We start from the raw sequence: 19,903 nt of genomic DNA on the forward strand, positions 1-19,903 counted from the left end.
CGACTCCCCTGTAGTTCGTTGCAATAACTCCTACATTTTGTCGGTGTAACTTCCGTGGGGTCGCATCATGGGACGGTTGACACCGCCCCTTACGACAAAGATTTACTCTGCCGTAACTGTATCAGGTACTTGACTATCTTCAAGATAGTTGATTCCCATGCGGTACAGATTCATAGCTCCAATGCGGTCATCGTTTGATTTATAGCCACAGTTCTTACAAGTAAACAGATGCAATTTCTTATCACGATTGGCTTTTTCAATGTGTCCACATACAGGACAGCACTGACTCGTATAACGAGGGTCAACCTTAATAACAGTAGACTGATTCTGTTTAGCTTTGTAGATGAGTTTCTGTTCAAGGTCATAAAAAGACCACGATACGGAAACGTAGCGGTCTTTGGTTCTGACACACTCTGTAGCATTACGAACGCCTGACAAATCTTCAAGAACAAAGAGCGTATGCTTCGGGTTGGATTCAATGAGTGCCTTTGATACCTGATGGTTAACATCCTGCATCCAACGGTTTTCTCGCTGACCGATAGCTTTTAATCTACGTCTTGAAGATGGTGTCTGACACATTTGGAGTTCTTTACGAAGCTTAGAATAGTGAGCACGTTTCTGCTTGATGGCTTTACCGCTTACAAATCCAGACTTGTGCTTACTGTCATAAGTAGCAACGACAAAGTTTATACCTCTGTCAATACCAACGACATTACAGATGTCAGAAACATTACTTTCTTCGACATCGTAGGTTACGGGGATATGCAAAAAATACTTACCATGCTTATTTACAAGCTTGGCAGTTCCAAACTTATAGATGTCGTGGTCAAAGTATTTTGCCATGCCTTCAGCGAAATAGGGCAACTTAACACGTCCATTCAGTGTATTTACTGAAAAGCAGTTTTGTGTAAGGGAATAATCTCTGTTCCAAACAAGGTCATACTGTGGTTTTTTGAAGGATGGCTGAATCCACTCCTTCTGATTTTCGAGGATGGTCTTATATCTTGCAATAACAGTCTTAAATGCGGATTGAGCCATCTGAGATTTGAGTCCAAACATTTCTCGGAGTGTAGAGTACAAAGCCTTGTTAAGTGAGAACTGCTTTAGGTCGTGAGTGCGGAACACATAGTCAGATACATAATTACAGGCATCAGAATAAACAGACATGGTTTCATCAAGAAAAACCTTACTGTCTGCATTAACAGATATCTGAATTTTAGCTGTAACTGTCATCTGTTCCATAGTGTACCTCGTTGCTGTTTCACTAAATATATAATATAATATTTATTAGTGAAAATCAATTATTTGTAAGGCGATTTTACATGGAAAACTAAGTTAAAGACATAATAATCAAAGCTTTGCAAGATGCAGGCTACGACATAGTAAAGCTTATTAAGCAACAGACCACACACTATCTATGGCAGAAATATCCAAACTTTTTATCTAAGTGTTACTGGAAGCATAAGATATTTTGGTCAGATGGTTATTTTGCTTGCAGTATAGGCGAAGTATTCTCAGCAACTATACAAAAATATATCGAGAACCAAGGTTAATGGCTACGAAATCGAAAGGGGTTTATTTATGAAAATTGTTGTAGCAGATACAGACAGCGTAGGATCAGATATGGACTATACACTCTTTGATGAGCTTGGAGAGTGTACCTATTACGATGATAAGATAACAGATGACAATGCAGCGGAAAGACTTGCAGGCGCCAAGGTGCTTATGATCAATAAAAGTGCAATATCAGACAAGATTCTTGATGCGGCTCCGGATCTTGAACTTATCTGTGAGTTTGCAACGGGATTTGATAATGCCAATATTGAAGCTTGTAACAGACATGGCGTCAAAGTGGCCAATGTAGTTGGTTATTCAACTATGTCAGTTGCTCAGCATACATTTTCACTTTTGTTTTATCTGATGGAAAATTCCAGATACTATGACGAATTCGTTAAGAGTGGAAAGTACGCTAATCAGTCTCATTTTTGTTGTCTTGATATTCCATTTAATGAACTTGATGGAAAAACTTATGGAATTGTTGGAATGGGAAACATTGGAAGAAAAGTTGCGGAGGTAGCAACTGCCTTTGGCGCAAAGGTCATTTTTTATTCTGCTTCCGGAAAGAGCACATGTACAGATTATGAGAGAGTTGAGTTTGATGAACTCTTATCCCGTTCAGATGTTATATCATTACATTGCCCGCTTACAGACAGAACCAGAAATCTTTTCAATAAAGATGCTTTTGATAAGATGAAGAATAGCGCTATTCTTATAAATGTAGCCAGAGGTGCAGTGGTATGTGAGCAGGATCTTTATGATGCTCTTATAGAAGGGAAGATTGCGGCAGCAGGACTTGATGTATTAAATCCCGAACCTATGGCAAAGGATTCACCGCTTCTTAAAATACAGGACAGCGGAAAACTATTTGTAACACCTCACATGGCGTGGGCAAGTACAGAAGCAAGAAAAAGATGCCTTGAAGAAGTAAAGAAGAACGTTGTAGCCTGGCAAAAGGGCGAGATGAGAAATATAGTTAATCCATGAAAGATAGTTAATAAAATAGCGCTATAACGATTTTTGAATTTTTTTCAAAAAAGTACTTGCATTTTTAATTGCAATGGGCTATTATAAACAAGTCGTCGCGATACAGAAGATACAGAAGCGACAAACAAACTGATAAGCCTCGTTGGTCAAGCGGTTAAGACGCTGCCCTCTCACGGCAGAATCAGCGGTTCGATTCCGCTACGAGGTATTGACTGTTTATAACAGCCCAACCCGAATCCCAGATTGCTTTAGCAATCTGGGAATTTTTGTGCATATCCTTGACGAAATGTCGTTTTTGTGATATGGTCAAAATGGTAATTGCGAAGTGGGCTTGAAGAAAGCCCACTTTCTTTATGTAATAATGCGTATGGTAACCATCGGGTTGTGCCATGGCATGTAAAGAGGAAAATGAATGAAGAAAAATGAAATTGAAGCAAAAGTAGAGGAAATGCTTGTCCCTATTGCTAAGGCAAATGAAGTCAGCATCTACGATGTAGAGTATGTTAAGGAAGCCGGCGAATGGTATCTTAGAGCATATATCGACAGGGATGGTGGCGTTGACATCAATAAATGCGTTGATGTAAGCCATGCACTTTCAGATGCTCTTGATGCAGACGACTTTATTGAGGATGCCTACACTTTGGAGGTTTCGAGTCCGGGACTTGGAAGACAACTCAAAAAGGACAGACATTTTGAGAATAGTTTGGGACAGGATGTTGAGCTCAAACTTTTTAAAGCGCGTGATGGTGTCAAAGAGTTTGCCGGTACACTTAAAAGTTATGATAGCGACAGTGTAACCGTGACAATAAATGATAAAGATGAGATTTTTTCAAGAAAAGAGATATCAGTGATTAAGCTTGCACTGGATTTTTAATCCAGGCGGAAAAAGGAGATTACGATGAGTAAAGAATTAATGGATGCCCTTGACCTTTTAGAAAAGGAGAAGAACATCAGCAAAGATTCTCTGTTCGATGCAATTGAGAATTCACTTATCACAGCCTGCAAGAATAATTTTGGCAAGGCTGAGAATATTAGAGTAGAGGTAGATAGAAATAATTGCGATTTTAAGTGCTATGCCGATAAAGAAGTAGTCGAGCTTGAAGATGATGTTATGGATCCACAGCTTGAAATTTGCCTCGACGATGCAAAGAAGATAACAAAAAAGGCAAAGATTGGTGATATCGTTGCAGTTCCTCTTAACTCAAAGGAATTCGGACGTATTGCTACTCAGAATGCCAAGAACGTTATTCTTCAGAAAATTCGTGAGGAAGAGCGTGGCGCTATCTACAATGAGTATTTTGAAAAAGAGCATGATATCGTAACAGGTGTTGTTCAGAGATTTATCGGAAGAAACGTAAGTATTAACCTGGGACGTGCAGATGCGATCCTTAACGAGAACGAGCAGGTTAAGGGTGAAGTATACAGACCAACATCACGTATCAAAGTATACGTTCTTGAGGTTAAAAATGGATCAAAGGGACCAAGAATTCTTGTATCAAGAACTCACCCTGATCTTGTAAAGAGACTTTTTGAGCAGGAAGTTGCTGAAATCCAGGACGGAACTGTAGAAATCAAGTCAATTGCAAGAGAAGCCGGAAGCCGTACAAAAATTGCTGTTTATTCTAACAACCCTAACGTAGATGCTGTTGGTGCATGCGTTGGTGTGAACGGCGCCAGAGTTAACCTTATTGTAGATGAGTTAAATGGTGAAAAGATTGATGTCATCAACTGGGATGAGAATCCTGGAAATCTTATCCAGAATGCTCTTTCACCAGCTAAGATTGTAGCTGTATTTGCTGACCCGGATGAGAAGAGTGCTAAGGTAGTTGTTCCTGATTATCAGCTCTCACTTGCAATTGGTAAGGAAGGTCAGAATGCAAGACTTGCTGCAAGACTTACAGGATACAAGATTGATATCAAGAGTGAGACACAGGCTAAGGATGCTCCTGGATTCCGTATGGAAGATTATCTTGATGATGAAGATTATGATGAGTACGAAGAAGGCGAGTATGAGGAAGGTGAAGCAGAAGCTTCCGATTCTGAAGTAGAGGAATAATATGCAGAAAAAGATTCCGATGAGAAAGTGCGTTGGATGCATGGAGATGAAGGAAAAAAAGGAGATGATCAGAGTTATTAAGTCTCCTGAAGGCGATGTGAAAATAGATTTCACCGGGAAAGCTAATGGCAGAGGAGCTTATCTGTGCAGATCAGAGGAATGTCTGAAAAAAGCATTTAAGAATAAGGGCCTTGAGAGATCTCTTAAATCATCTGTTCCTGAAGACGAGCTTCAAAAGCTTAAAAAGGAGTTAAGCGAGATTGGATTCTAAAGAAAAGATACTTGGTATGCTGGGGCTGTGTCAGCGGGCCGGTAAGCTAAAAAGCGGTGAATTTGCTGTTCTTGAAGCAATCCGGAAAAAAACAGCTGTGATGGTTATTGTCAGCGAGGATGCCTCAGATAACACCAAAAAAGAATTTAGTGATAAATGTAGTTATTATAACGTTCCGTTTTATTTATATGGAAATATGGATGAACTGGGACATGCAATAGGTAAGGACGTTCGAACGAGTTTGGCTATTACTGATGCGGGATTTGCCAAGACGCTCATAAAGAACTTACTTTCAGAAAAAAGTACGGAGGAAATGTGAATGGCAAAGATTAAAATATCCGAACTTGCAAGTGAGCTTGGATGCGACGCAAAGGAGCTGATAAGTGTTTTGCAGGAGAAAGGCATAGAGGCAAAGCGTTCGAACAGTTCAATAGAAGAAACTGATGCGGAGGTGGCTAGAAATCATTTTAAGGGTTCATCTAAGAAAATAGATGAGTCCAAAGCAGAAGAGAAGAAGGCACCTGCAAAAACAGAAACTTCTAAAGCTGACGCGGATGCGCCAAAGAAAAAGAAGAAGATTATCATGGTTACAAATGCCGGCAATTCAAAAATGGGAGGCTACCACAATAACCAGGGCGGTAATAATTCCGGTACTCAGAATAATAACAATAACAATCAGCGCCGTGATAATAACAGAGGCGGTTATGGCAATAACCAGAATAATGGTAATAACAGAAGAGGCACTTTTGCACAGTCTCAGAATATTTACCATCCTATCAAGCCATTAACTGCTCCTTCACAGCTTGAGAGCTATAATACTCCTATTAATAAGAGCGTTACCCCAAAACCGGCTCCTAAGAAGGAAGTAGCGCCTGAAGTTCAGGAGAATAAGGTTGTTAAAGAGCAGCCTGTTCAGCAGGCAGCACCTGTTCGCAATGAATCTCCTAAGAGAGAAAATGCAGCACCTGTTCAGAATGAGAGACCTAGAGATAATAGGGATAATAGAGATAATAGAGACAACAGGGATAGCAGAGACAGCAGGGATAATAACAGAGAAAATAACAGAGACAATAGAGATAACAACAGAGATAACAGAAATAATTCCGGAAGAAATGATCGCAATGACAGAAACGGCTTCCAGAATAGAAATAACGGACAGAATGGCGGATTCCGTAGAGATAACAATCAGGGCGGATTTGGTCAGCGTGGTGGCCGTGACGGTCAGATGAACGGTGGACAGCCTGGTGGCAAGTTCGGCGGAAGAAATGATCGTAACGACAGAAGTGACAGAAACGATAGAAATAACAAGTTCGATAAGAATCAGAGAGGCTCGTTTGCTGATGCAGCTCCTGTAAAGGACGGCGGAAGCCACAGAGACGAAGAGAGACGTCGTATTGGTCAGGAAAAGGATAAGAGAAATAAGAAGGATCTTGCTTATGAGCAGGAAGAGATGATGCCAAGAAGCAAGAGAGTTGGCAGATTCATTAAGCCTGAAGTTAAGAAGGTAGAGGAACCTGAAGAGCAGATCAAAGTAATTTCTATTCCTGAGAAGGTTTCTATCAAGGAACTTGCTGAGAAGATGAAGATGCAGCCTTCAGTTATCATCAAGAAGCTCTTTATGGCTGGACAGGTTTCTACTGTAAATACAGAGCTTACTTATGAAGAGGCTGAGAATATAGCAATCGAGTACGATATCATCTGTGAGAAGGAAGTTCCTGTAGACGTTATTGAAGAACTTCTTAAAGAGGATGAGGATGCAGCTGAGACACTTAAGAAGAGACCACCTGTTGTCTGCGTAATGGGTCACGTTGACCACGGTAAAACATCACTTCTTGATGCAATCCGTAAGACAAGCGTAACTGACAGAGAGGCCGGCGGTATCACTCAGAGAATCGGTGCTTATACAGTATCTGTAAATGATCAGAAGATCACATTCCTTGATACACCTGGTCATGAAGCATTCACAGCAATGCGTATGCGTGGTGCTAATTCTACAGATATCGCAGTACTTGTAGTAGCTGCTGATGACGGTGTAATGCCTCAGACAGTAGAAGCTATCAACCATGCTAAGGCAGCTGAAGTTGAGATCATCGTAGCTGTCAACAAGATTGATAAGCCAAATGCAAATATTGATAAAGTTAAACAGGAAATGACAGAGTATGGTCTTATTTCTACAGATTGGGGCGGAACAACAGAGTTTGTTCCTGTATCAGCTAAATCTGGTGAGGGTATTGAAGACCTTCTTGAGACAATCATCCTTACAGCTGATATCTTAGAGCTTAAGGCTAATCCTGACAGAATGGCCAGAGGACTTGTTCTTGAGGCAAGACTTGATAAGGGACGTGGTCCTGTTGCAAACGTTCTTGTTCAGAAGGGAACACTTCATGTTGGTGACTTCATTTCTGCAGGCGCAAGCTCAGGTAAAGTTCGTGCCATGGTTGATGATAAGGGCAATAAGCTTAAAGAAGCCCGTCCTTCACAGCCTGTTGAGATCCTTGGTCTTTCTGATGTTCCTAATGCAGGTGAAGTATTCCTTGGACATGAGACTGATAAGGAAGCTAAGCAGTATGCAAATACATACCTTCAGCAGCACAAGAAAGACCTTATCGAAGAGACAAAGGCTAAGATGTCTCTTGATGATCTTTACTCCAAAATTGAGGAAGGAAGACTTCAGGAACTTGATATCATCATCAAGGCTGATGTCCAGGGGAGCGTAGAAGCCCTTAAACAGAGTCTTCTTAAGCTCTCTAATGATGAAGTTGTTGTTAAGGTTATCCATGGTGGTGTTGGTGCCATCAACGAGTCAGATGTAACACTTGCTGCTGCATCTAACGCTATCATCATCGGATTTGACGTTCGTCCTGATGCTACAGCAAAGAGCATGGCTGAGCACGAAGGCGTTGAGATCAAGCTTTACAAGGTTATCTACCAGGCAATCGAAGAGATTGAATATGCTATGAAGGGAATGCTTGCTCCTATCTATGAAGAAAGAGTTACAGGACATGCGGAAGTTCGTCAGATATTCAAGGCTTCCAAGATTGGTAATATCGCAGGTAGCTTCGTAAAAGATGGTATCATTAAGAAAGACTGCAAAGTTCGTATTTCAAGAGATGGCGAGCAGATCTTTGAAGGTGACCTTGCTTCACTTAAGAGATTCAAAGATGATGTTAAGGAAGTTAAGGAAGGCTTCGAGTGTGGTCTTGTATTTGATGGCTTCGACCAGATGCATGAAGGTGATATGGTAGAGGCTTATGAAATGGTAGAAGTACCTAGAACATAAGTGATATAGGGGCGAAGCATTCGTATATCACGGAGGAAGCAATAATGCGTAAGAACAGTAACAAAAATAAAAGAATAAATGGCGAAGTAATGAAAGTTATTTCAGAAGCCATTCGTTATAGTAAAGATCCAAGGATCAGTCCATTTGTCTCCGTTATGGAAGTTGAAGTTGCTCCAGACCTTAAAACATGCAAGGTCTGGGTAACTGTAATGGGTGATGAAGAGGACAGACTTCGTACTCAGGAGGGACTTAAGAGTGCTTCAGGTTATATCCGCAGCACTTTGGCAAAAGAGCTCAATATGAGATACACTCCAGAACTTAGATTCATTATGGACGACTCAATTGAGTATGCTATCAATATGTCCAAGAAGATTGATGAAGTTACAGCAAAGGACAATGAAGCAAGAGCAGCCCGCGGAGAAGAAGTAGAAGATTCTTTTGAGGACGAAGAAGATAACGAAGATTGATAGGAAAGAGTAGGTAGATATGAAGATAGATGAATTAATGCAAGGCGTAAAGACAGTAGGTATTAGCGGTCATATAAGACCAGATGGAGACTGTGTCGGATCATGCATGGGAATGTATCTTTATCTATCCAAGAATTATCCTGATACAAGGGTGGATGTTTTTCTAGAGAGTATTCCACCTGAACTTGAATTCATTAAAAAATCAGATAAGGCTAATAAAGAATACACAACAGATGTTGAAAGTTATGATCTGTTTATTGCTCTTGATTGTGGTAAGGATCGTCTTGGTAATGCAGAAGGCTTTTTTGATGCTGCTAAGAACACTGTCAATATTGACCATCACATCAGTAATCCGGGAACAGGAAATGTGAATTATATAGTTCCTACAGCAAGTAGTGCCTGCGAGCTGGTTTATACTGTGATCGATACTGATAAGATGGATGAAGATATTGCAAAATCTCTTTATACCGGAATGGTGACAGATACAGGTGTATTTAAGTATTCCAGCACTTCTCCAAGAACTATGGAGATAGCCGCAAAGCTTATCGGATATGGATTTGATTTTGGAAGTCTTATAGACCATGTATTCTATGAAAAGACATATCTTCAGAATCAGATTCTGGGCAGAGCGCTTCTCGAGAGTATTCTGCTGATGGATGGAAAGTGTATTGTATCAGTTGTTTCAAGACAGACAATGGATTTTTACGGTGCTACCAGCAATGACATGGATGGAATCGTTAATCAGATGCTTCTTACAATCGGTGTTGGTTGTTCAATATTCATGTATGAAGAGGAACCAATGACTTACAGGGTAAGCCTTCGCAGCGACGGAAGTGTAGATGTTTCGAAGGTTGCCAAGATTTTTGGCGGCGGCGGACATATGAGAGCTGCAGGTTGTACTGTCAATGGAACACAGCATGATGTTATAAATAACATTACAAAATATATTCAGCAACAGTTATAATAATATAGCCACAAGATATGAGATGTCTTGTGGCTTGTTTTGACTAAGAATGAGAATAAGAACATGAACAAATATAATGGTTTGATAAATATATATAAGGAGCCCGGCTTTACATCTAATGATGTGGTGGCTAAACTAAGGGGAATCCTTAAGCAAAAAAAGATTGGACATACCGGAACTCTTGATCCTGATGCTGTTGGTGTTTTGGTAGTATGCCTTGGAACCGGTACAAAGCTTGTAGAGATGCTTACAGACCATGATAAAGAATATATCGCGGTCTGCAGGCTTGGGGTTACAACTGATACACAGGATATGTCGGGAAATATTCTTAAGGAACTGCCTGTAAATGTAACAAAGGCTGAACTTCATGAGGCTGTTCAGGCTTTTGTTGGCGATTATGATCAGATTCCTCCCATGTATTCTGCTATAAAGCAGGATGGCAAAAAGCTCTATGAGCTTGCAAGAGAGGGAATTGAGGTCGAGAGAAAGCCAAGAAAGATCCATATTGGAGCAATAACTGTTCTTGATGATTCACATTTGGAAAGTGATCATATTTTTACCATTGAGGTTAAGTGCTCAAAGGGAACATATATCAGAACTCTTTGCAATGATATTGGAGAAAGACTTGGCTGCGGAGCGGCAATGCAGCATCTTACAAGAACAAGAGTCGGAGCGTTTAATCTGGAAACAGCTATAACTCTGGCACAGGTGGAAGAGATGCGCGATAATGGTACATTATCAGATGCAATCCAGTCTCCTGAGTACATTTTCAGGGATCTGGACAAAATCCATGTAAAAGACAGTGCAAGAGTCCTTCTTGAAAATGGAAACAGCTTTAAGAAAGACAATATTTTGAATGAAGATCCGAGCGGTGTTAACGACAAGGATTTTGAAAAAGAGATGTTCACGGATGGCAACATGATAAGGGTTTATGCGGAAGACGAAACTTTTTTTGGAATCTATAAATATGATGAGAGAACAAGGATGTTCAAAGTCGATAAATTCTTTTTCGAGAAATAATGATTTAATTGGTGGTGATTTGATTGGAAATAATAACCAGACTTGATGAACTGAATATAAATAGCAAAACTGCCATAGCAATGGGAAAGTTTGACGGTATCCATTTAGGACACAAAAAGCTTTTGGGGAAGATTCTTGAGCAGAAGCAGGATGGTCTTAAGGCCTGTGTGTTTACATTTGAACCTTCACCTGAGGAGTTCTTTGTTGGACACACGGTCAGACAGCTTTTTACCAGAAATGAAAAGAGACGTGCCTTTGAAAAACTGGGTGTTGATATCCTGGTTGAATTTCCTCTTACAGAGGCTACAGCAGCCACGGATCCTGAGGATTTTGTAAGAGATATTCTCTGCGATGATCTGAAAGCTGTGTATATCGCTGCGGGGAGCGATGTATCTTTTGGCGATAAAGGAAGAGGAGATCAGCATCTGCTCAGAAACTTAAGCAAGGAACTTGGCTTTGAGCTTAATCTTATTGAGAAGGTTATGCTTGATGGAACAGAAGTCAGCTCTACAAGAGTCAGAAACGAAGTCGCAGACGGCAATATGGCTGAAGTAAAAAGGCTTCTTGGCACAGAGTACAGCATAAGCGGAATTGTGGAGCATGGAAGACATATTGGTCATACAATAGGAGTTCCTACAGTCAATATCCTTCCTCCAAATAATAAGCTTCTTCCTCCATTTGGAGTATATTCAAGCATTGTGGTCATAGATGATAAGGAATATGCAGGAATGACCAATATTGGCAGGAAACCAACAATTTCTGAAAAAGAAGCAGTTGGGGTCGAGACTTATATTTATGACTTTGATGAGGATGTATATGGTAAAGGTCTTACAGTAAGATTAAAAGAGTTTTTACGACCTGAAATGAAGTTTGACAGTATTGAGGACCTTAAGCATCAGATTGAAAGTGATCTGAAAAGGGCTGCGAATTAAGATAAAAAAACGGGGAATTGGGATAGTCTAAGAGGAGAAGAGTATGGAGAATCTGCAAATTGCAACGGGGGCTGTAATACCTTTTATGGTGTACATTTTTCTGGGGATGATCGCCAAAAAAAGTGGCGCTGTAAAAGAGAGTTTTTTAAAGGAATTAAATGGGGTTGTATTTAAAGTTTTTTTCCCATTCATCATGTTTAACAATCTGTATGATGTGGACTTTAGCAGGCTGAGCAATGCGGGGTATGTAGCTTTTGCATTTGTGGCTACGCTGATAGTTATATTTGCCTGCTTCTTTATTGTTCCTATTTTTGTAAAAGAAAACCCAAGGCGCGGAGTTGTGATGCAGGCAATCTTCCGGAGTAATTCGGTTCTTTTTGCCATTCCTCTTACTGAAAGCGTGTTCGGAAAAGAGGGAGCTGTAATGGCCAGCATCATGGTCGCATTTATTGTTCCTTTGTACAATATAGCTTCGGTGGCTATTCTTGAGTATTTCAGAGGAGGCAAGGTCTCTTTCCCGGTACTTTTGAAGAATATACTTAAAAATCCGCTTATTATAGGCGCTATTGCAGGTGTTGTGTTTAATATGCTTCCTGTGACCATGCCATCAAGCCTTGTAAAGCCTATAGCTGAGCTAAACAGCATGGCAACACCTCTGTCGCTATTTGTTCTCGGAGGAAGCCTTCATGCAGCAAACATGAAAAGAGATGTGCTTCCGCTTTGCACAGGAATATCTCTTAAGCTTGTTATCATTCCAAGTATCATGGTGACTGCTATGTCCCTGGCCGGAATAAGTGGAGCAGAGCTGTTTGTTGTATTTTGTATGTTTGCAACTCCTGTTGCTGCAGCCTCTTATCCAATGGCTCAGAGCATGGGCGGAGATGCGGATCTTGCCGGAGAATATGTGCTTGTTTCAACTCTTTTGTCAATTGTGACAATATTCTTCTGGATACTTATACTAAAGAGCTTTGGATTGATGTAAAAAACAAATTTCAAAAAACTAAATACTATCGGATTGGTGAAAATATACAATTATTATCCGTGGTTTATTGTGCATAAACACCAACGTAAAGACCAAATATGTAATAAAAGGAGCAAAACATGACAAAATTGTTTTGCTTCTTTTTTTTGTGAGAATATAAGTTAACAAGATTAGGTTGAGAAAAGAGGCTAAGTATGTTTGAGATAGCGCGACTTACAGTTGAAGGTCTTGAGAACAATATTGTTACTGATAAGAGCAATCCTCATATTTCTTACAAAGTGGCATCAGACGGACAGAATGTGCATATTACAAACTGTCATATTGTAGTGAGAGATCAGGCCGGCAAAACAATGTGGGAAACAGATACCACAGAGCAGATAGAAATATTATATGAAGGAGAAAAACTAAAACCTTCTTCTGAATATACTGTTGATGTGGCAGTAAAGTCAGACACCGGGGAAGAAGCATTTTCCTCAATAAGATTTACGACAGGGCTTATGTCAGACAAGTGGCCGGGAACATTTATTACTGATGGAAGCTATTCTTTTACGGAAAAGAAAGTATCTCCTGAGCCTATGACTTTCAGGAAAAAGATAAGGGCAGCAGGAAATGTTGTAAAGGCGTATGTGTATGCTACAGCCATGGGAATATATGAGATGTATTTCGATGGAGAAAAAGTTGGCGACAGATATTTTGCTCCCGGATTTACATCCTATAAAAAGAGGCTACAGTATCAAACCTATGATGTAACTGAGTATTTTAACCAGGGAAAAGAAATAAATGTTGATTTCACTGTATCGGGTGGCTGGGCAGTTGGCTCTTTTATTTACAGCAGAAACAACAGATTTGCAGCAGACAGACAAGCTCTTTCAGCAATGTTTTATTTTGTCTATGACAACGGAGAGGCAGATCTGTTTGGAACGGATTCCTCATGGCTTGTAACAAGGCAGGGTAAGGTTAAAATGGCTGATCTCTATGATGGAGAAACCTTCGATAGTACGGTAAAGCTTGAGGAAAGTGCTTGGAAAAATGCCGAAGAAGAAAAGCTAAAATACAATCCACAAATAATAGCAGAGTGTGGAGCACCTGTTACAGAGCATGAAGTATTTTTACCCTTATCTGAAGATAAAAAAGGTGAAGAGATAATATATGACTTTGGTCAGAACTTTGCAGGAATTGTGCGATTCACAGTAAAGAATGCAAAGAAGGGCCAGGTCATTGAGATAAGACACGCAGAAATCCTTAATCCTGACGGGACACTTAATACCAGCTTTTTAAGAAGCGCAAAAGCAACAGTTACATATATTTGTAGTGATGGAGAGCAGATATTTAGCCCGTCATTTACATACATGGGATTCAGGTATGTAGCAGTTAAAGGAGTAAAAAGAGAAGACTTTGAGATCAAGGCAATAGCTCTATACTCAGATATGGCTGACAGAGGAAGTTTTGAATGCTCAGATGAGATGATAAATAAACTTCAGTCAAATATACGATGGTCAACAAAATCAAACTTTGTAGACATTCCAACAGACTGTCCGCAGAGAGATGAGAGAATGGGCTGGACAGGAGACATAGCTGTCTTTAGTACAACAGCTTGCTTTAATTTCGATACAGGAAGATTTTTGAAGAAATGGCTTGGAGATGTAAGAAGTGAGCAGCTTCCTACAGGAGGTCTGCCAAACACAGTACCTGCAAACGGTTTTGGGTTCCCTGTTACCATGCCAACTATGGCAATTGATTGGTGGGGAGATGCATGTGTACTTGTTCCATGGGCTTTGTATATGTCAGATGGCGATATAAGTGTGCTTAAAGACAACTATGACATGATGAAAAAGTACGTTGGTGCATGCAGAAGATGGGCAGCAGCATTTAGTCTTGGAAAGAACAGATTTATCTGGCATACGCCTTCTATTTTCCATTTTGGAGACTGGGTTGCACCTGATGCACCAAAGATGCCACAGTGGCAGAAAAGAAGCAAATGGACAGCCACAGCAAGTCTTTATAACACCAGCAGCATTCTGGCTAATGTAGCTGAAATTCTTGGGCATAATGAAGATGCAAAAGAGTATAGAAAATTATCTGAAAATGTGGCAGATGCCTATGAGTGTATTTTCACTGATGGCAACGGCAGGCTTAAGGAAGAATTTCAGACTGCATATGTACTTCCTATACAGTTTGGAATGTTTAAGAAAGAAAACCGGAAAAAAGCAGTTGATAACCTGGTTAAGCTTATCGAAAAGAATAATTACTGCATAGGGACAGGATTTCCGGGAACTCCATATATTCTTTTTGCCCTGGCGGATAACGGAAGAGCAGATGTGGCCTATAAGATGCTCCTTAATACAAAATGTCCAAGCTGGTTATACGAGGTAAGGACAGGAGCTACAACAATCTGGGAGAGATGGGACGGACTTGATGAAAATGGACAGTGCCCTATAGGAGATGATGGCACTGGAAATATGATATCTTACAATCACTATGCTTCAGGAGCTGTTGGTGATTTCCTATACAAGAGAGTTGCAGGAATTGAACCTTTGGACGCCGGCTATAAAAAATTCAGGATTAAGCCTGTTCTTGGAGGAAATCTTACTTACGCCAAGGCAAAAATAGATACTTCTTATGGAGTGGCAAGCTCCGAATGGCGTATAGAGGATTCAGTATTTTCCATTGATATTGAAGTTCCTGTTGGATGTCAGTGTATTTTGGAACTTCCAGACGGAAAGACTTTAGAGTACGGCAGTGGGCATTATAGTGCAGCTGCAAAGCTATAAGCAAATGCGGAGGATAAAATGTTAAAAGAAATTGTCGAATCACCGGTATTAAAAACGAAAATAAAAAGTCCGGAAGTAAAACTTAATGAAAAAGCACTTGGATATCTGATCGGACCATTTTGTGCCTTGATATCAAATGCGATTTTCGGTTCATATCTAAACAGGTATTATTCCGATGTTATAGGGTGGACAGACACAGCCAGGTTTGGAACTTTTTCAGGACTTCTTCCAATTTTGTCAGTGATTTTTGTAATCATAGGAAACCTTTTTGTTGGAAGAGTTATGGATAATACCAGAACCAATCAGGGAAAGGCAAGACCACTTCTTATTTTGTCAATGCCACTTATAGTGGTTGCCATAATAACTCTTTTCATGGTTCCCAAGGATAGCTCTCCTGTAGTTCAGATGATTTGGATAGCGGTTTCTTACAATCTCTACTACGCAATGGCTTATCCATTTTATTACACAGCTCACAGCGCGCTGGTTTCTCTTTCAACAAGAAACAGCGATGACAGAGGGCAGCTTGCAACATTTTCAAATGCGGCAGGTGTGGCAGCGGTTGGTGTAGGTGCCAGCATACTGGTTCCGATACTTTTACAGAACTTTTTGTTTGTTCCAAAGGCTGACGGCGGAATTGATGCTGTGGCAAGTTATAACAACTGGAAAGTAGTTATGCTTGTTCTTTGTGTTTCTACTTTGATAGGCATCATTATTGAGTATTTCTTTACAAGAGAAAGAATTACCGAAGAGACTTATGGACTAGAGGAAGAAAATAAAAAGATTCCTCTTTCTAAACAGATTGAAGTATGCGTTAAAGAAAAATACTGGTGGATAATAATTCTTTATTTCCTCCTTTTCCAGTTTGGAGGACTTGTTAAAAACGGATCAATGAATTATTACTGCACATGGGTTTTTGAAGGAATAGATGGTGGAACAGCCATGGGACTTCTTGGAGCTATAGGCGGAATTCCTACAGGAGTTGGAATGCTTCTTGCATGGCCAATTGCCAATAAGCTTGGCAAGCAAAAAGCTGTAACACTTGGCCTTTTGATATCAGTTATCGGAGGTCTTGTAAGCTTTATAAATGTTCATAATTTCATCATCGTAACTATCGGTGTCATTTTAAAAGGTGTTGGTTCAATACCGGCTATGTACGTGACACTGGCTCTTTTGGCAGATGTACTTGATCATCTTGAAGCCAAAAACGGATTCAGATCTGACGGATTTACCATGGCTGTTTATGGGGCGATCATGGTAGGAATGACAGGACTTGGTAACGGTATTATCAATGTATTTTTGACTGCAGCAGGATATGATGCAACTTTATCAGTCCAGAATGCTTCTGTTCAGAACATGCTTGTTCTTTGTTACCTTGGTATCGAGCTTATCTGCTACGCAATAATAGTTGTTCTCATGAGCTTTTTGAAGGTAGAAAGTCATATAGAAGAAGATCACAGGTTAATACGCGAACGTCAGGAAAAAGAAGGCGCAGCGTTAAACAAATAAGGGAGGTTAATATGAGTAAAGGTAAAAAAATATCGCTCTACAGAGGCTTGACCGCTAGTGGAGCAGCATTACTTGCTTTGTCTGTATCAGCAACAACAGTGGTAAATGATCACAGAACTGATATAGATAAGTTTCTTGGTACATCAAGTACCAAAATCGTAACAGATGGAGATGTGGATACATCAAATATGTACACATATACATCAGATTATTCCAATACAACTGAACTTGTTCAGGCTATTGCAGATGTTGGGGAGAGGATGAGTGAAGAAGGAAGTGTCCTTTTGAAAAACAATGGAGCTCTTCCACTTTCATCAGATGAAACTCAGAAAGTAAGTCTTTTAGGATTTTCAAGCTATTATCCTGTACAAGGCGGCGATATGGGCTCATCCCTCACACCAAATGTTGGTACAGATGCAGATACAGTGGATTTTGTCGGAGCACTTAAGGCAAAAGGATTTGTAATAAACACAGAGCTGCAGGATGCATATGAAAAGCTTAAAGAGACATTCAAAACTGAAGTTGAGAACTGGGGCGGAACTTCAACATACTACAACATCACTGCTCCTTCCATAGGTGCTCAGTTCACAAGTAAAGAGCCATCACAGGATGCTTTGACCGGAGCCAGCGCTTCATGGAAAGATTCACTTGCCAAGAACAATGTAATGATCATTACAATAGCAAGAAGCGGAAGTGAGAATAAAAACTACACACCGGGACAGGATGGTGTTGATTCAACTCAGAATCTTGGTCAGAGCGATCCTCTGGGACTTTCAGATGATGAGAGAGATTTGATCCAGGCTGCTATTGATGCAAAGAATGCAAATGGCGGTAAGGTAATAGTTCTTTTAAATAACTCAAGTGCAATGGAGGTGCAGGAGCTTCAGGATAATGAGGGTGTAGATGCAATCCTTCAGATTGGACTTCCGGGCGGCTATGGATTCTATGGAATTGCAGATATCTTAAGCGGAGAAGTTAATCCTTCAGGACATCTTACAGATACATATGCGGTAGTAGCTGCAAACTCACCTGCTGCACAGAACTATGGTGATCTTAGATGGACAAATGCGGATGATACTCTTTATATCAACGATGCGCTTGTTGAGGCAGAGGGTATCTATACAGGATATAAATATTATGAGACCCGTTACGCTGATGTGGTTTTAGGCCAGGGTAATGCAGCTGATGCAATTGGCAGCAGCACTGGAAATGCCTGGAACTATTCCGATGAAGTAACATACACATTTGGTTACGGACTTTCATATACAACCTTTGAGCAGACAATCGACAGCATTGATGTTGATACTGCTGCCAGAAAAGTAACTGCTCAGGTTACTGTAACAAATACAGGTGACACAGCCGGAAAAGATGCAGTACAGCTTTATGTATCACTTCCTTATACTCAGTATGATATTGAGCACGGAATTGAAAAATCAGCTATTCAGCTCCTTGATTTTGGAAAGACGGAAAGTTTGGAGCCCGGCGCATCTGAGACAGTAACTATCGAAGCAGATATGGACTACATGACCAGCTGGGACAGCACAGCTTCAAACGCAACGGGAACAACAGGATGCTATATCCTTGATGAAGGTGATTATTACTTCACTGTTGGCAATGGTGCTCACGAAGCACTTAACAATGTGCTTGCAGCCCAGGGAAAAACAGTTGCTGATGGAATGACAGAAGATGGCAATGGAGAAAACGTAAAGGTTTGGACTTTGTCAGACTTTGACGGATCAACTTTTGCAACAACAAAAAATGGAACAGCTGTAGAAAATCAGCTTTCTGATATGGATCTTAACAACTGGCTTCCTGACACAGTAACCTACCTTACAAGAAATGACTGGGCAGGTACCTGGCCAAAGACTTACGAAGGTCTTACAGCAACAGATGAGATGCTGGAAGTCCTTGACAATGATACTTATGAGATCACAGCAAACGGCGATCCATCATCAGTAGTATTTGGTGCTGACAATGGTCTTAAGCTTGCTGATCTTAAGGGAGTTACAGATATAAACGACGAGAGATGGGATCTTTTAATTGATCAGATCACTCTTTCAGAAGCAATGATCAGAACAGGTTTTGGTGGAACAAGTACAAAGACTATTGATTCTATTTCTTCTCCTGAAGTAATTCAGAATGATGGTGCAAACGGAATTTACTCATATCCACTTAGCCAGTATGCTAACACAGATACATCTTCAGATGATCCTTGTGCTATTGATGCAAATGATAAGAATGCAGGCTACAAGGCAGGTGTTATGGCAAATGCAACAGTTATTGCCCAGACATTTAACAAGAACCTTGCTTCTGAGTATGGCGCAGTAATGGGTAACTACTCACTTTGGTCAAACCTTACAATTTGGTGGGGAATATCAAACAACATCCACAGAGTTCCTTACAATGCTCGTAACCATGAGTATTATTCTGAGGATCCTGTACTTTCATCCTTCACTGGACTTGCTGAAGCAACTGCAGCTCAGAAATATGGTGTGATCGTAGCTACAAAGCACCTTGCATTCAATGATACAGAAGTAAACAGAACCGGTGTTTCAGTATTTATGACAGAGCAGAAGGCTCGTGAGCAGGAACTTAGAGCAACTCAGGCTCCTATCGAGACAGGAAAAGTTCTCGGTGTAATGACAGCCTTCAACCGTGTAGGTATAACACCTGCTAATGCTCATGCAGGTCTTTTACAGAATATTCTCCATAAGGAATGGGGATTCTATGGACTTATGTCAGAAGACTTTATTATGGATCCTACTTATGTAGTATTAAAAGAAGCTGTTCAGAATGGTGTAACAATGTCATGTAATACCGGTGACAACACAATGGATGCAGTATCTTCTACATATTCTTACTGGACACTTGATAATGTTTCCAAGGATGCAACTCTTATGCAGGCACTGAAGGATTGCATGAAGATGCAGAACTATGCTATTGCTAATTCAAATGCAATGGATGGACTTGTTTCTAATTCCAGACTTGAAAGCGTAAGAACATGGTATGACAACCTTCTTACAGTACTTTCAATAATATTTGGACTTGTAGTAGTATGTGGAATCGGTTTGTATGCAAATACAGCCCGCAAAAAAGAGGACTGATAGGAG

At 40.4% G+C, this 19,903-nt stretch carries 15 protein-coding genes, 1 tRNA gene and 1 pseudogene; 16 read left to right on the top strand and 1 reads right to left on the bottom strand.

Features of this window, described 5'->3' with window-relative positions:
• Positions 1-102: 102 nt before the first annotated feature.
• Positions 103-1,242, bottom strand: a complete 1,140-nt coding sequence (locus BM146_RS07320; RefSeq protein WP_074886603.1) for an RNA-guided endonuclease TnpB family protein — start codon at positions 1,240-1,242, stop codon at positions 103-105.
• A gap of 134 nt (positions 1,243-1,376) precedes the next feature.
• Between BM146_RS07320 and BM146_RS20395 the strand changes: the two are divergent.
• The 16 genes and pseudogenes from BM146_RS20395 to BM146_RS07400 all read left to right on the top strand — a co-directional run.
• A pseudogene (locus BM146_RS20395) lies at positions 1,377-1,553 on the top strand (transposase); the annotation flags it as partial.
• Positions 1,554-1,581: 28 nt separating this feature from the next.
• Positions 1,582-2,544, top strand: a complete 963-nt coding sequence (locus BM146_RS07330) for a D-2-hydroxyacid dehydrogenase (protein ID WP_074886608.1) — start codon at positions 1,582-1,584, stop codon at positions 2,542-2,544.
• Positions 2,545-2,680: 136 nt separating this feature from the next.
• Positions 2,681-2,752 (top strand) — tRNA-Glu (locus BM146_RS07335).
• 204 nt (positions 2,753-2,956) lie between these two features.
• Positions 2,957-3,418 carry a ribosome maturation factor RimP gene (gene rimP, locus BM146_RS07340; protein WP_074886611.1) on the top strand — a complete coding sequence of 154 codons (462 nt, stop codon included), beginning with the start codon at positions 2,957-2,959 and terminating at the stop codon, positions 3,416-3,418.
• A gap of 24 nt (positions 3,419-3,442) precedes the next feature.
• The gene (gene nusA, locus BM146_RS07345) at positions 3,443-4,600 is read left to right on the top strand and encodes a transcription termination factor NusA (protein ID WP_074886615.1); all 1,158 of its coding nucleotides are present in this window, start codon (positions 3,443-3,445) and stop codon (positions 4,598-4,600) included.
• 1 nt (position 4,601) lies between these two features.
• Positions 4,602-4,871, top strand: coding sequence for an RNase P modulator RnpM (gene rnpM / locus BM146_RS07350; protein ID WP_074886619.1), 270 nt, complete (start codon positions 4,602-4,604; stop codon positions 4,869-4,871).
• Complete coding sequence (locus BM146_RS07355) at positions 4,861-5,190, top strand: L7Ae/L30e/S12e/Gadd45 family ribosomal protein (RefSeq protein WP_242949362.1); 330 nt, start codon at positions 4,861-4,863, stop codon at positions 5,188-5,190. The genes rnpM and BM146_RS07355 overlap by 11 nt, the downstream gene beginning before the upstream one ends.
• On the top strand, positions 5,191-8,151 hold the full coding sequence (infB, locus tag BM146_RS07360; RefSeq protein ID WP_074886623.1) for a translation initiation factor IF-2: 2,961 nt from the start codon (positions 5,191-5,193) through the stop codon (positions 8,149-8,151).
• A gap of 44 nt (positions 8,152-8,195) precedes the next feature.
• Positions 8,196-8,618 carry a 30S ribosome-binding factor RbfA gene (gene rbfA, locus BM146_RS07365; RefSeq protein WP_074886625.1) on the top strand — a complete coding sequence of 141 codons (423 nt, stop codon included), beginning with the start codon at positions 8,196-8,198 and terminating at the stop codon, positions 8,616-8,618.
• A gap of 19 nt (positions 8,619-8,637) precedes the next feature.
• Positions 8,638-9,582, top strand: a complete 945-nt coding sequence (locus tag BM146_RS07370) for a DHH family phosphoesterase (RefSeq protein ID WP_074886628.1) — start codon at positions 8,638-8,640, stop codon at positions 9,580-9,582.
• A 63-nt stretch (positions 9,583-9,645) separates the two neighbouring features.
• Positions 9,646-10,602, top strand: a complete 957-nt coding sequence (truB, locus tag BM146_RS07375; RefSeq protein ID WP_074886631.1) for a tRNA pseudouridine(55) synthase TruB — start codon at positions 9,646-9,648, stop codon at positions 10,600-10,602.
• 23 nt (positions 10,603-10,625) lie between these two features.
• On the top strand, positions 10,626-11,534 hold the full coding sequence (locus tag BM146_RS07380) for a bifunctional riboflavin kinase/FAD synthetase (protein WP_074886634.1): 909 nt from the start codon (positions 10,626-10,628) through the stop codon (positions 11,532-11,534).
• A gap of 43 nt (positions 11,535-11,577) precedes the next feature.
• Positions 11,578-12,516: an AEC family transporter gene (locus BM146_RS07385; RefSeq protein WP_074886637.1), complete on the top strand. Its 939-nt coding sequence runs from the start codon at positions 11,578-11,580 to the stop codon at positions 12,514-12,516.
• Between the two features lie 194 nt (positions 12,517-12,710).
• Positions 12,711-15,287, top strand: coding sequence for an alpha-L-rhamnosidase (locus BM146_RS07390; protein WP_074886640.1), 2,577 nt, complete (start codon positions 12,711-12,713; stop codon positions 15,285-15,287).
• Positions 15,288-15,305: 18 nt separating this feature from the next.
• Positions 15,306-16,793 (top strand): MFS transporter, encoded by a 1,488-nt coding sequence (locus BM146_RS20290; protein ID WP_074886643.1) that lies wholly within the window; start codon positions 15,306-15,308, stop codon positions 16,791-16,793.
• Between the two features lie 11 nt (positions 16,794-16,804).
• Positions 16,805-19,897, top strand: a complete 3,093-nt coding sequence (locus BM146_RS07400) for a beta-glucosidase (RefSeq protein WP_074886646.1) — start codon at positions 16,805-16,807, stop codon at positions 19,895-19,897.
• Positions 19,898-19,903: the final 6 nt, after the last annotated feature.

The sequence above is a fragment of the Butyrivibrio proteoclasticus genome (assembly GCF_900115735.1).
GTDB classification, from domain to species: Bacteria; Bacillota; Clostridia; order Lachnospirales; family Lachnospiraceae; genus Butyrivibrio; species Butyrivibrio proteoclasticus_B.

Bases quoted from the DNA above. Each gene is read 5' to 3' on its own strand.
- BM146_RS07385 (WP_074886637.1), top strand. From the start codon at position 11,578: ATGGAGAATCTGCAAATTGCAACGGGGGCTGTAATACCTTTTATGGTG.
- BM146_RS07330 (WP_074886608.1), top strand. From the start codon at position 1,582: ATGAAAATTGTTGTAGCAGATACAGACAGCGTAGGATCAGATATGGAC.
- rnpM (WP_074886619.1), top strand. From the start codon at position 4,602: ATGCAGAAAAAGATTCCGATGAGAAAGTGCGTTGGATGCATGGAGATG.
- rbfA (WP_074886625.1), top strand. From the start codon at position 8,196: ATGCGTAAGAACAGTAACAAAAATAAAAGAATAAATGGCGAAGTAATG.
- BM146_RS07390 (WP_074886640.1), top strand. From the start codon at position 12,711: ATGTTTGAGATAGCGCGACTTACAGTTGAAGGTCTTGAGAACAATATT.
- nusA (WP_074886615.1), top strand. From the start codon at position 3,443: ATGAGTAAAGAATTAATGGATGCCCTTGACCTTTTAGAAAAGGAGAAG.
- rimP (WP_074886611.1), top strand. From the start codon at position 2,957: ATGAAGAAAAATGAAATTGAAGCAAAAGTAGAGGAAATGCTTGTCCCT.
- BM146_RS07400 (WP_074886646.1), top strand. From the start codon at position 16,805: ATGAGTAAAGGTAAAAAAATATCGCTCTACAGAGGCTTGACCGCTAGT.
- infB (WP_074886623.1), top strand. From the start codon at position 5,191: ATGGCAAAGATTAAAATATCCGAACTTGCAAGTGAGCTTGGATGCGAC.
- BM146_RS20290 (WP_074886643.1), top strand. From the start codon at position 15,306: ATGTTAAAAGAAATTGTCGAATCACCGGTATTAAAAACGAAAATAAAA.
- BM146_RS07370 (WP_074886628.1), top strand. From the start codon at position 8,638: ATGAAGATAGATGAATTAATGCAAGGCGTAAAGACAGTAGGTATTAGC.
- truB (WP_074886631.1), top strand. From the start codon at position 9,646: ATGAACAAATATAATGGTTTGATAAATATATATAAGGAGCCCGGCTTT.
- BM146_RS07320 (WP_074886603.1), bottom strand. From the start codon at position 1,242: ATGGAACAGATGACAGTTACAGCTAAAATTCAGATATCTGTTAATGCA.